This window comes from Proteus genomosp. 6 (assembly GCF_040139785.1).
In the GTDB taxonomy this organism is placed as follows: Bacteria; Pseudomonadota; Gammaproteobacteria; order Enterobacterales; family Enterobacteriaceae; genus Proteus.
This window is the reverse complement of the sequence record NZ_JBEEVJ010000012.1, coordinates 47,378-60,827: the sequence shown is the minus strand read 5'-3', so window position 1 is coordinate 60,827 and position 13,450 is coordinate 47,378. Positions and strand designations below refer to the sequence as shown.

The following is a 13,450-nucleotide window of genomic DNA, read 5'->3' as shown; positions in this document are numbered from 1 at the left end:
ACTGATTTTTATGACAATTTTTATAGTATTACTTTTCTGGCATTTGTGGCATTGGTCGACGGAATCGACGAGTGATCCACACCATATAAAGAATACCAATTGCGCCCCAAACAAGTCCTAACTCCATAGAACCTGGTTCAAGGTTTATCCACAAGACTCCCATTGTCGCAGCACCAATGATAGGCAATATCAGGTAATTAATGTGATCCATTAATCCTTTATTACGACGCTCACGAATATAGAACTGTGAAATAACAGACAGATTCACGAAAGTAAACGCAACTAACGCACCAAAGTTAATTAATGCAGTTGCAGTCACTAAATCAAAGAACACGGCACCTAATGCTAAGAAACCAACTAATAGCACGTTAAATGCAGGTGTACGCCATTTTGGATGTACATAACCAAATGTCTTCTCAGGGAATACGCCATCACGTCCCATTACATAAAGTAAACGTGCAACACCTGCGTGAGCCGCCATACCTGATGCTAATACCGTCACACAAGAGAACACTAAAATAATAGACTGGAATAAAGCACCCGCAACATACAGCATTATTTCAGGTTGTGACTCTTCTGGATTTTTGAATCGTGAAATATCTGGGAAATACAATTGTAAAAAATAAGAAACCGCAATAAAGATGAGTCCACCAATCAGCGCCGTTAAGAAAATCGCTTTAGGGATAACTTTACCTGCATTTGGTGTCTCTTCTGATAATGTACTGATACCGTCGAAACCTAAGAATGAGAAGCAGAGTATTGTCGCTCCGGTTATCATTGGTATGACTTCAGCATCAACAGACGCAAACGGTCTAAAGGTCCATAACTCCCCTGCACCTTCTCCGTTATAAACACCGTGGATAAGCAGCCCAACAAAGACAACCATGACTGCAACCTGAACAATAACGATCGCTGTATTTAAGTTAGCAACAACGTTAATACCACGTAGGTTAAAGAACGTCATTAAAGCCACTAAAGCAAATACAAAGATCCACGGTTCAACGCCTGGGAATATTGCTTGTAAATAGATTTTCGCCAATAGAATATTGATCATTGGCATAAATAAATAGTCAAGTAAAGATGACCAACCCACCATAAAGCCAACATAAGGGCTCATGGATTTTTGAGCATAAGTATACGCAGAGCCTGCTGAAGGAAAACGCTTAACTAATTTTCCATAACTGACCGCTGTAAATAAAATTGCAATCAACGCAATCGCATACGAGGTTGCTACGTGACCATTCGTAATGCCAGAAACGATACCAAATGTATCGAAAATAGTCATAGGCTGTAAAAAAGCAAGCCCCATCATGACTACCTGCATTAGAGTCAAGGTTTTACGTAATTGTACTCGATTGTTAGCACCAGTTTGGTTAGTGCCGATAGAGGAGATGACGTTATCTGACATTAGCGAACCCTCCCATAACTTCGGTTTGAGTATTAGATAAACTCAACCGACAGTTACTGGGAAGACTTCGCATCTGCCTATAAACAGAATAGAATGAAGTTTTTAAGGATGTGTATGTGTTTAGGAGACGCCGTGCTCCGTAGTCATCATTGCCCGCAGTGCCGTTAGGCCCGACTGCGAAAGAGAATAATTGTACCATATTAGCATTCCTCTATCATGACAACCCTTTCTCTAAGGGGCTGGCTGCTAATCAAATTATGTTATCTATTCAGACTCAAATGAATCTGACCTCTTGGTGTAGTAATAAGTAAAAATGCAAAAAAAAACCGATGCACTTTAAACGCATCAGTCATATTTTTAGTGGGCGCATTTTGCACGTCTCAGACTTAAATAGCAATACATTTTCATCAAAAAGCCCCCTTTTTTTACGATCTTTTCAATTCGCAAACTAAGTCAACATATAACGCCACATTTTATTAACAATAATTGTGTTTTTATCACAACTCTTAAGTTTTAAATATTTCAAATAGTCATTACTGCAACGAAAGGAAATAAAACACAATACATTGATAAATAAGAATTAAACTTTAGATTAAAATTAATATCATTACCAAACCATCAAAATAAAGCATTTAAAATACATTAATAAGATTAATGCTAAGATTTTGTTAACTCATGCTTCTTTTATCCCCAAAAATAGACTTTTAATAAAAAGTGCCTATTTTTTAATAACCTGTTTTATATAAATAAAAAGTAAGAGAATAATTTGAGAAAAAAATGACTGGTAATAAGTAGAAATAACACTCTGATAGTCAGAATAAAACGATAGATAAGATGATTTATTGAGCTAAATATAGACCTCAATATTTAAATTTTCCAGTATTTATTTTAACCAAAAGAATGATAAAAAAAGACTCCACAAGTGGAGTCTTAATGACACAAACTGAGGGTGAAAAATTAGAAGTTATAGTTCAAACCAATGTTGTAACGACGACCTTCTAATGTGGTATTAAAGTTTTCATAATTAATGCGACGATCAAACACGTTATAAACACCACCAATCACATTAAGTTGTTTGGTTAAGCTGTAACTTGTACCAATATCAACAAACGCATAAGAAGGCGTACCCGTTGCCATACTCGTGCGTGATAAATAATCTGATGTTTTACCTCGGAAATTAATACGTGCCCATGTTTCCATTTCTGGCGTGGTTTCCCAGTTTAAGGTCGCATTTGCCATATGACGAGGCTGTTTATTAAGTGGTTTACCACTAAATGCACCACTCTTCTGCTCTGAATCAGTGAAGGTGTAGTTAGCTGCTAAGTTCCACGCAGGTGAAATCGTCCAGTTACCTGTAACTTCAATACCACGCATATTCGCTTTATCTACGTTTTCACGCGTACTGATAAAGTCATATTGGTGACCGTATCCTTGCTCTTTAGTACATGTAGGTAACACGCCTTTATCATCACAAATACGACGTTCAGTAATTTTATCTTTGAAATCAGTATTATAAATAGTAACACTTGCGGTTAAGTTATCACGATTATCCCAAATAATACCAATCTCTTCGGTTACTGACTTTTCAGGTTTCAGATCTGGATTACCATAAATGACGGCATTACCACCTGAACCCCCTGTTGCCTGTCCCCATGTTTTAGTGGCTTGACGTAGATCTGGTGAACGATAGCCAGTAGAAACGCCCCCTTTTAAGGTCCACTCATCAGCCATATGCCAAACACCATAAACACGAGGTGTCCAATGTGTACCGTAGTTTTCGTCTTTATCCATACGTAAACCACCGGTTAAAGCGAAATCATTTGTTAGTGCCCATTCGTCTTCAGCAAATAGCGCCCAACTATAACGATCTAATTTATTACCGTTGTCTAAACGGTTGTTGTTATCTTTTAATTCTTCAAAACGGTACTGAGCACCAACACTTAACGTATGCGCATCTAACATAAATACTGTTTGATTACGAACTGTTGTATCGTTGTATTCCATTTTACGACTTGGGTTATTATTTTCATCACGCTGAACATAAGTATTCATCGTACCAAAGTCATAAACACCATCATGAGTCAGGGCATATTGCGTTAGCTCATATTTACTGAAATCACTGCTCTTAGATTTACGAGAACGTTCAGAGGCTGAATATTCCCAACGTGCATCTCGGTGCTGGCTGTCTTTTTTAAATTCAAAATCAATCGTATTTTTATCATCTGGTGTCCAGCTTAATGTCCCACCACCGCTTGCGGTAATCTGACGATTATAACCATTCGCAAATTTATCTTCGCTACGATGCGAATATTGTCCTTGAACTTTTAAACTTAGCAAATTATCAACTAATGGACCCGCTGCGTAGAAACTACCTTGTTCTGTATTACCTGAATTTTGGCGTTCCGTTAATGTACTGTCTGCTCGTAAGCTAACATTCCACTCTTTTTGCGCTTTACGGGTAATAATATTGATAACCCCACCCATTGCATCTGAACCATATAAAGAAGACATTGGACCACGTACAACTTCGATACGTTCAATAGCAGGTAAAGGCGGTAACCAACCTTGTTCAATACCAGAGTTATCACTATTAGGACGCGTTTCACGCGACGCAACACGCTTACCATCAACTAAGATCATGGTATATTTTGCATCCATACCACGAATACTGATATCAGAACTACTTCCACCGCCTGTTACTAATACGCCGGGAACATCTTTTAATGCGTCAGTCACATCACGGTAAGATTTGGTTTCTAATTGTTCACGAGTGACAACAGAAACCGATGCAGGTGCATCTTCAACGGTTTGCTTAAACCCAGAAGCGGTTGTTACAAGCAATTTTTCTACATTTTCTGCTGAAGCAGTCATTACAAAACTTGATGCAATAGCAGCAACAACGCCAAGCGCGATTTTATTTTTATTTAACACTACCATTCCCGATTCTCCAAGAATATATATTCTTTAAGTTTTATATAGATGGATATGTCGACAGTTGCTCAGAAATTAGGGTAATAAATAAACTTAATTACCCTTAGTTATTTTAATATTATTTTTATATCCCTATTTACTGCGTTCCTATATTTACTTCTTTTCTCTTTCTTTTTTACTTCTCTATATTTTATCCACTAAACCATCAATAATGATTTGAGGTATTCCTTGTGAACAATATTCCAATCGACCTTGAACACCATAAACATCGGCAAGGCTTTGTGCCGTGATAACCTTATCTGGCGTGCCTTGTGCAATTAACTGTCCTTGTTTCAACATTAATACATGTTCGCCATGTCGTAAGGCGATATTAATATCGTGGACAACGACGACAGTAATAATATTTCTACGGTGTGTTTCTTTAGCAACTAAATCCATTACATGATATTGGTAATTAAGATCTAGTGCGCTTAATGGCTCGTCCAATAATAATAAAGAGGGTTGTCTAATTAATGATTGAGCAAGCCCCACTAATTGTTTTTGACCACCCGATAATTCATCTAAATAACGTAATGCTAAATGCTCAATACCTAATTGGCGTAATAAGTGCATTACCTGAGCTTCACTATGTTCATTATGTAACCCACCTGAAGCACGCTGCGCCACAATAATGGACTCTAAAACATGTAAATGAACACCAGCAGGTAATGTTTGTGGCAAATAGACTACATTTTGAGCACGTTGTGCAAAATTCATCGATGCTAGATCGTTGCCATCTAAACTGACAACACCTGATGATTTATTTAATCCAGCTAACGCTCTTAATAATGTTGATTTTCCGCTACCGTTCGGCCCCAATAATACGGTGACCTTTCCTTTTGGCAAAGGCTCAACATCCAGTGCCTTAATGATAAGATGTTTAGCATATCCAGCACTAAAATCTCGGATCTTTAATCCTTCCATCATTAGATATTCCCCCTATGACGTAAAATCATACTGAGGAAAAATGGCACGCCCACCAGCGATGTCACAATACCGACTGGAATAATGACACCTGGTATTAAATTTTTAGAAGCAATAGATGCCAATGATAAAACTAAAGCACCAATTAATGCGCTTGCTGGCAGATAGAATCGATGGTCTTCGCCAAACATCATGCGAGCAATATGAGGGGCAACTAAACCAATAAAAGCAATTGGTCCAACAAAAGCGACTGCGAGCGCGGTTAAAATACTGATGCGCAGTAATGAGCCTAATCTTAAACGCTTTACATCAATACCAAAGCTAATCGCTCTATCTTCACCTAATCGCAATGCAGTTAACTTCCATGAACTCATCCATGAAATCGCCATAATGACAGCAAAAGCACCCGCCATAACACCGAGTTTTACCCATGTTGCACGCGTTAAACTTCCCATAGTCCAGAAAACCAAACCTTGGAGAGTGTCTTCTGTTGCAATAAATTGCATCATTGAGACTAGTGCATTAAAGGTAAACACCATGGCAATACCAAAAAGCACTACTCCAGATGTAGGAACTCGAGTCCAACGAGTTATTCCGTCTAATAATAAAGCTGATAATAATGCAAAGAGAAACGCATTCGCCGAAATAAACCATTGGTCAGGAATACCCGGAATACCAATACCTAAAACAATCGCTAATGCAGCACCAAATGAAGCCGCATTTGATAAACCTAATGTGAATGGACTTGCTAACGGGTTATTTAGAATAGTTTGCATTTCTGCACCCGCTAATCCTAGTGACATCCCTACCACAACCGCCATTAGGGCATAAGGTAAGCGGATATCCCATACAATCACTCGAGAACCTGCATCAACAAGCTCAGGTTGAAAAAGGGTTGTTAATAATTTATCAAGCGATAAACCAGAAGGTCCCATGGTGAAATCTAACACCACTGAACCACAAATAATCAAAACGATAACTCCCAACCATAACATGCGTTTATTCATCATTTTTCGATAATGGACTTTCACATTATCTGATGGATCTCTTTCATGCTCTTGTGTGGCGAGCCTCTCTGATATAATGCTCATATCAATTGTTGTACCTAGTTTTTTTTCTACGTTTTTCTGCTTCTGCCAACACATTCAATAGGCAAAAACATACCGTACAACTCATCAACTGTTTCTTATGTACCAAAAGCCAGTTATTAATTTGAGACAATTCATTCAACAAAGAAGTGAGTCGCAAAATTATTATACGGTGAAACACATTCGCTGTGTAACTTATTATATGACGATAAATTGTTGGTTGGCTGTATTGAACACTAGAATGGCTAATTATTATCAGACTCATTACATTAAGCATATTATTTACAACCAATAGCGCCATCATTTTATTTTTCAGTAAATAAATTATGCGCTAACAATAAAGCAAATAATAATTATTATCAATGCGATTACTAATATAATTAGAATTTTTGTATATTTTTTATAATTGACTGGTTAAAAAAATAAAAAAACGCCCGTTTTATAGTGATTTTGATCACAAAACGGGCGTTTTAATAACTTAATTTAGAGGTTATTTTTTATTCGCAATATGTGTTGGAAATTCCATTTCGTTATAACGAATAAAGCGGGTTTTCTTCACAATCTTATAAGTAAACCAAATTAATAAAAATAATGGGATACCAATATAGGTTGCAATGGCACCATACCAATCAATCGTATCTTCTAAGAAAGCTTGGTAATTTTGGCCTAATGTAATAATTAAACACAATATAAAGGCAAAAATAGGACCAATTGGGAAGAAGCCAGAGCGATAAGGTAAGTCATTTAAATCACGACCTTGTGCAACATACCCTTTACGGAAACGGTAGTGGCTAATCGCAATACCTAACCATGCAATAAAACCCGTCATTCCCGAGGTATTTAATAACCACAAGTAGACAGTTTGGTTTCCGTACATTGAGCTTAAGAAGCATAGACCAGCAACAACCGTTGTCGCATAAAGCGCATTGCGTGGTACACCATTTTTAGACAATTTACCAAAGCATTTTGGTGCTTTGCCTTCTCTTGCTAATGTAAACAGCATACGCGTTGATGCATACATGCCTGAGTTACCAGCAGAAAGTACCGCTGTTAAGATAACCGCATTCATGATGGCAGCCGCAGATAATAATCCCGCATTTTTAAAGACTAATGTGAATGGACTAACGCTAATATCACCTACATCATTACGCAGTAAATTAGGATCAGTGTAAGGGATAATTAAGCTAATAATTAAAATCGCGAAGATATAAAATAATAAGATACGCCAGAAGACTTTACGCACAGCTTTTGGAATATTTTTAGCTGGATCTTTAGATTCACCCGCCGCAATACCAATTAATTCTGTGCCTTGGAATGAGAAACCAACAATCATGGCAACACCAATCATGGCGGCAAATCCACCCGCAAAAGGTGCATCACCAATTTCCCAATTATGCCAACCTGCGTTTTCGGCACCTCTCATAATGCCAGTGATCATCGCAATACCCACAATAATAAAGATAATTACTGTGGAAACTTTGATTAAGGAGAACCAATATTCTGCCTCACCAAATCCTTTTACAGAAATATAGTTGAGTAAGAAAATAACGCCAAGGAATAGAGCGCTCCAGATCCAACCATCAACATCAGGGAACCAATAGAGCATCACCAATTGTGCAGCAACAAGGTCAACAGCAATTGTAACTGCCCAGTTATACCAATAGTTCCAGCCTAATGCGAAACCAAAACCTTCTTCTACATACTTAGAACCGTATGTTGAGAATGAGCCGGAAACAGGCATAAATGCGGCTAATTCCCCAAGGCTGGTCATTAGAAAATAGACCATTAATCCAATTAAAGCATAAGAGAGTAATGCCCCACCTGGCCCTGCTTGAGCAACAGTTGCACCAGATGCGACAAAAAGCCCTGTACCAATTGAACCACCAATAGCGATCATCGCTAAATGTCGCGCTTTTAACTCTCGGCGCAAAGTGCGTACTGCGCCCGAATCAGCAGTACTATTTTGTTGTTCTGACATAACATTCCACTTTTATATTCACTTTTCTAACGAGGATTGTAGCAAATCTGTCGTTCGTGAATAGCAAGGATCTGGGATTATAAGATACCTTCATGATCGGGCGTCAATTATTAGCAATTTATGAAAAATTGCCGATTAAGTGTTCAGCATTACAATACGTCAGAAGTTTTTTCAATGCATCAGAGACATGTTTTTGACGATGATATACAAGATATAGAGTACGTTGTAAGGTCAACCCTTCTACTTTTATCTCTTTTAATGAGCCATTATTGATCTGCTCTTCAATGACTCGGCGAGATAAACAGCTGATCCCCATTTCATACATCACGGCGTGTTTTATTGCTTCTGAGTTACCTAATTCCATTTCAATGCGGTAGCCCGGTAAAGAAGCAAATAGAAGATGGTTAAGTACATCTCGAGTTCCCGAACCATTTTCTCGTAAAATCCAAGGAGCCGACTGTAAATCAGTTAAAGTCACTTTTGGTGCTTTAGCTAACGGATGATCGGGTGAGCAAAAAATAACCATTTCATCTAAAAGCCATTTCTGGCTAATGAGTTCAGAGCTTTGACAAGCACCTTCAATTAACCCTAAATCAACACGGAATTCGCTCACTAATTTAACGACTTCTTCGGTATTTCCAATACTCATTTCTAGCGGAATATCAGGATAGTTACGATGAAAATTCCCCAACATTTGAGGTAAAATATAATTACCTATTGTTGTACTTGCAGCGATGCGCAAAGCACCATTTCCAGCTTGGAATAACTGCTCCACTTCCGTTGCTCGTTCAAGTAAAGATAATGCTCTGGGATAAAGTAATCGCCCATGTTCATTTGTGACAAGCCGTTTTCCCACTCTGTCAAAAAGCTGTACGCCTAGTTGGCTTTCGAGATCAGTTAAAGATGCACTGACAGCAGATTGAGATAAAGCAAGCTGTTGTGATGCTTGCGTTGTAGAACCACTCTTGAGAACTTCAGTAAAGACTTCCAGTTGCCGCAACGTAATTCGCATATCCATTCCACCTTTGAGCTGTCATTGTAATAACATACTATCCACAAACCAGTAACATACCAAGTACATTTAAGAAAATACACCTATATTAGTTTTACTGGTTATTATTATAAAAATAATGAGTTTAATAAATAAGATTGCTTGTTATATGCTTATGCAAAATTCATATAAGCAAGGTTTTTCTATGTCAGAGCAAAGTCAACCTATTACATTGGCGAAAAAATGTTTTACTCCAGTCTATCGCTGGCTTCCTGGTTTATTACTAACAGGTGTATTAACTGCGCTTGCTATTTATATTGGTGATATTCCTTGGTTTTCTAGCATGGGTTTAGGTGCATTAACACTGGCTATCCTATTCGGTATTATTGTGGGTAATACCTTTTATCCTGTTGCCAAACCTTATAGTGACGAAGGTGTCAAATTCGCCAAACACTATTTATTACGTACAGGTATTATTTTGTACGGTTTTAGACTGACTTTTCAGCAAATTGCAGATGTAGGTGCAACAGGTTTAATTATAGATGCCATTATGCTGATATCGACTTTTCTTATTGCTATGTGGATTGGTCGCAAATATTTCGGTTTAGATGAACAAACTGTCATCTTGATTGGTGCAGGTAGTAGTATTTGTGGTGCTGCGGCTGTTATGGCGACAGAGCCTGTTGTTAAAGCACAAGCAAGCCAAGTCGCTGTTGCGGTTTCTACTGTTGTGATTTTCGGGACTATTGGTATTTTTCTTTACCCTTGGTTCTATCACTTAAATGCATTTGCAGGCTGGCTACCATTTACAGAAGAAACCTTTGGTATTTTCTCAGGTTCAACAATTCACGAAGTGGCTCAAGTTGTCGCCGTCGGGCACTCAATTAGTCTTGATGCTGAAAATGCAGCGGTTATTAGTAAAATGATCCGTGTAATGATGCTAGCACCATTCTTAATTATTCTTTCAGCTTATTTAAGTAAAAAGAAAAGCAAGGCAAACAATGGCGCGCAATCTACTGAGAAAAGCCCAATTACTATTCCTTGGTTTGCCGTATTCTTTATTTTAATGGCGGGTTTTAACTCTTTGAATTTAATTCCAGCGTCTATTGTTAGTTATATTGTAACTATCGATACCATTTTATTAGCAATGGCTATGGTGGCATTAGGTTTAACAACACATATCAGTGCTATCCGACAAGCGGGCGTCAAACCGTTATTGTTAGCATTATTCTTATTTTTCTGGTTAACCCTTGGTGGGGCAATGATTAATATCTTTATTCAAACTGTGTTGATGTCTTAATAGGAATATCGATAAAAATTAATTCCCTTTAAAATTTCGCCTTGAGAAGTACTTTTCAATTGCGCAACTATTTTTAGTTGCGCTTTTTTGCTTTTATCATCTCAATATGATGTTATACGCTGTATGTTTGTTATCATGGTGTGAAATAAATCTAAGGAGAGAAAGAATGAAATTTGTTGGCGCACATGTCAGTGCTGCTGGTGGCGTCGATCAGGCGGTATTACGCGCACATGAAATAAAAGCGACTGCGTTTGCCCTTTTTACTAAGAATCAGCGCCAGTGGAAAGCTGCACCATTATCCACAGAAGTTATTGATAAATTTAAAAAGAACTGCGAACTTTATAGTTATAGCCCCTCTCAAATTTTACCCCATGACAGCTATCTCATTAATTTAGGTCACCCTGAAGAAGATGCTCTCGAAAAATCGAGAGATGCATTTTTAGATGAAATGCAGCGTTGTGAACAACTGGGTATTGAGTTACTGAATTTCCATCCAGGAAGTCATTTAAATAAGATTGATGTTGATAAGTGTCTACAAAAAATTGCCCAATCAATTAACATCACTTTAGAAAAAACTAAAAATGTCACTGCCGTAATTGAAAATACAGCAGGGCAAGGAACAAATCTAGGTTATCGTTTTGAACATCTAGCCGCCATTATTGATGGCGTAGAAGATAAATCTCGTGTAGGCGTTTGTATTGATACTTGCCACACTTTCGCCGCAGGTTATGATCTAAGAACAATTGAAGATTGCGAAAAAACATTCGCTGAATTTGAAAGGATTGTCGGCTTTCAATACCTAAAAGCGATGCACCTTAATGATGCAAAAAGTGAATTAGCCAGTCGTGTAGATCGCCACCATAGTTTAGGTGAAGGTAATATTGGTAAAGTGCCTTTTAGTTATATTATGCAAGATAAACGTTTTGATAGTATTCCGCTGATTTTAGAAACCATTAATCCTGATATTTGGCCTGACGAAATTGCTTGGTTGAAATCACAACAATACTAATAACAGCACTAACAGTAATGAGTTTTGCGGTTTATCCAATTTTCGCTTTATAACAATAAACCGCAAATTACTTTATTTAATAGGTGTTAACTCAATCTTAGTCATCATTTCAGCAAGCTGGCTTCTGTCTTTTATTCCTACATCAGGCTGACTGACTGATAACGCAGAAATAGCGGTTGCAAGGCGCAATGTATGCTCACTCGTTTGGCTCATTAATAAGCCATAGACTAATCCAGCAACCATTGAATCCCCAGCACCAACGGTACTTATCACATCACAATGTGGTGGCTTTGCAAGCCATGCTCCAGATGCATTTACCCATAAAGCTCCTCTTTCACCCAGTGAAATAACAACATGCGCAATGCCTTTATCTCGCAATTGATGAGCAGCTTTAATAATATCTGCCATTTCAGTTAATGAATGTCCAACCCACGCTTCTAATTCACGATGATTAGGTTTTATCAACCAAGGTGCCGCTTTTAACCCTGCGACTAAAGCATCACGACTGCTGTCAAAAATAATGCATGGGCATAATATTCTTAACTTAATCATCCATTGGGTAAAAGCTTCAGGATCAACACCATTAGGTAAACTTCCACTGACAACCACCATATCGAAATGACCAATCCAATTAAGCGAATCTGTTGCAAAACGCTGCCAATCTTGTGGTGATACTGTAAATCCTGAAAAATTAAAGTCGGTGACTTGCCCTTTTCCTTCAGTTAGCTTTACATTTATGCGTGTTCGTCCCGACACTAGATAAAAACGGTTCGCCATACCATTTTCACTAAAGAAATGCTGAAACTCTTCTTGATTTTCGCGTCCCATAAACCCGCTAACAGTAATATCGATACCTAAATCACGTAAGACTTTCGCGACATTATTGCCTTTACCCGCAGGATTAAGTCCAGCAGTTCGGACTAAATTAACACCACCTACATCAATAGCTGGACAAGCACCAACAAGATCATAAGCAGGGTTTAAGGTGATCGTAGCGACACGGCGACTCATGCCTTCACTCCCCAATCATTTTTTATTATGAATATTTAGGGTGTTATTTATAGCATCAATTAACCTTTTATTCAGTGAAATCGAGCTGGTTCTCCTTGCACTCTATTCATCCTCAATGGAGAATATCACCCGTAAAAAGCGACTTATTTTATACATTAACTATATAAAAAAGAAAAAAGGAGTCTCAAATGTCAGTCGTAGTCGGCGTTGGTGTAATTATCACTAATGAAAATGGTGAAGTATTATTAGGAAAACGTTGTGGAAAACATGCCCCTTATTGGTCAATTTTTGGTGGGCATGTTGATGAAGGTGAAACTTTTGAGCAATGTGCTATTCGAGAAATAGAAGAAGAAATTGGTATTGCGATCACTGAGCCACAAGTGATTGGTATTAGCAATAATCTAGAAACTTATCAATTAGAAGGTAAACACACAGTTTCTATTTGTATGATCGCACAACATCAAGGTGACGAACCTAAATTGATGGAACCAGATAAATGTTCTGAACTTCGCTGGTGTTCACCTGATGATTTACCTGAGCCACACTTTGAAGCCAGTCGCAATTCTATTGCATTATGGAAAAGTAAGCAGTTTTATCAAGGCTAATTAAAAACGCCCTATCACTTTCATTATTCTGGATCTTTTTTGTTCAGAATAATGTTTGAATTATCTATTTCTGCGCAAATTTTCACTTTTTTATAGCGATATTTCTTTATCATTTCTAATAATTCTCACTCTAATCTATTGATTTATATAATCACCTTCTCCTATT

Annotated in this window: 11 protein-coding genes; 3 read left to right on the top strand and 8 right to left on the bottom strand. The window is 37.8% G+C overall.

The window, feature by feature from the left end:
- Positions 1 to 28 precede the first annotated feature (28 nt).
- The 7 genes from ABN212_RS14650 to yieE form a co-directional block, all read right to left on the bottom strand.
- The gene (locus ABN212_RS14650) at positions 29 to 1,408 is read right to left on the bottom strand and encodes an APC family permease (protein ID WP_198620656.1); all 1,380 of its coding nucleotides are present in this window, start codon (positions 1,406 to 1,408) and stop codon (positions 29 to 31) included.
- Positions 1,398 to 1,607, bottom strand: a complete 210-nt coding sequence (locus ABN212_RS18905) for a hypothetical protein (protein ID WP_100157911.1) — start codon at positions 1,605 to 1,607, stop codon at positions 1,398 to 1,400. Before ABN212_RS18905 ends, ABN212_RS14650 begins: the two co-directional genes overlap by 11 nt.
- 758 nt (positions 1,608 to 2,365) lie before the next feature.
- Positions 2,366 to 4,345 (bottom strand): ligand-gated channel protein, encoded by a 1,980-nt coding sequence (locus ABN212_RS14645; RefSeq protein ID WP_349443349.1) that lies wholly within the window; start codon positions 4,343 to 4,345, stop codon positions 2,366 to 2,368.
- A gap of 177 nt (positions 4,346 to 4,522) precedes the next feature.
- The gene (locus ABN212_RS14640) at positions 4,523 to 5,305 is read right to left on the bottom strand and encodes an ABC transporter ATP-binding protein (RefSeq protein ID WP_198620658.1); all 783 of its coding nucleotides are present in this window, start codon (positions 5,303 to 5,305) and stop codon (positions 4,523 to 4,525) included.
- Positions 5,305 to 6,312 carry a FecCD family ABC transporter permease gene (locus ABN212_RS14635; RefSeq protein WP_416303579.1) on the bottom strand — a complete coding sequence of 336 codons (1,008 nt, stop codon included), beginning with the start codon at positions 6,310 to 6,312 and terminating at the stop codon, positions 5,305 to 5,307. The genes ABN212_RS14640 and ABN212_RS14635 overlap by 1 nt, the downstream gene beginning before the upstream one ends.
- A 568-nt stretch (positions 6,313 to 6,880) precedes the next feature.
- A complete protein-coding gene (locus tag ABN212_RS14630) occupies positions 6,881 to 8,368 on the bottom strand; it encodes an amino acid permease (RefSeq protein ID WP_160230198.1) in 1,488 nt (495 codons plus the stop codon).
- Between the two features lie 118 nt (positions 8,369 to 8,486).
- Positions 8,487 to 9,380 carry a DNA-binding transcriptional regulator YeiE gene (yieE, locus tag ABN212_RS14625; RefSeq protein ID WP_349443347.1) on the bottom strand — a complete coding sequence of 298 codons (894 nt, stop codon included), beginning with the start codon at positions 9,378 to 9,380 and terminating at the stop codon, positions 8,487 to 8,489.
- Positions 9,381 to 9,564: 184 nt separating this feature from the next.
- Here yieE and ABN212_RS14620 point away from each other — a divergent pair, with 184 nt between their 5' ends.
- Together ABN212_RS14620 and nfo are read left to right on the top strand one after the other, a co-directional pair.
- The gene (locus ABN212_RS14620) at positions 9,565 to 10,659 is read left to right on the top strand and encodes a YeiH family protein (RefSeq protein ID WP_198620659.1); all 1,095 of its coding nucleotides are present in this window, start codon (positions 9,565 to 9,567) and stop codon (positions 10,657 to 10,659) included.
- 166 nt (positions 10,660 to 10,825) lie between these two features.
- Positions 10,826 to 11,668 (top strand): deoxyribonuclease IV, encoded by an 843-nt coding sequence (gene nfo, locus ABN212_RS14615; RefSeq protein WP_349443346.1) that lies wholly within the window; start codon positions 10,826 to 10,828, stop codon positions 11,666 to 11,668.
- Positions 11,669 to 11,740: 72 nt separating this feature from the next.
- On the opposite strand, the gene fruK is transcribed toward nfo, so the two are convergent.
- Positions 11,741 to 12,679 carry a 1-phosphofructokinase gene (gene fruK, locus ABN212_RS14610; RefSeq protein WP_349443345.1) on the bottom strand — a complete coding sequence of 313 codons (939 nt, stop codon included), beginning with the start codon at positions 12,677 to 12,679 and terminating at the stop codon, positions 11,741 to 11,743.
- 188 nt (positions 12,680 to 12,867) lie between these two features.
- On the opposite strand from fruK, the gene ABN212_RS14605 reads away from it, so the two are divergent.
- Complete coding sequence (locus tag ABN212_RS14605; protein ID WP_198629765.1) at positions 12,868 to 13,284, top strand: nucleotide triphosphate diphosphatase NUDT15; 417 nt, start codon at positions 12,868 to 12,870, stop codon at positions 13,282 to 13,284.
- Positions 13,285 to 13,450 lie beyond the last annotated feature (166 nt).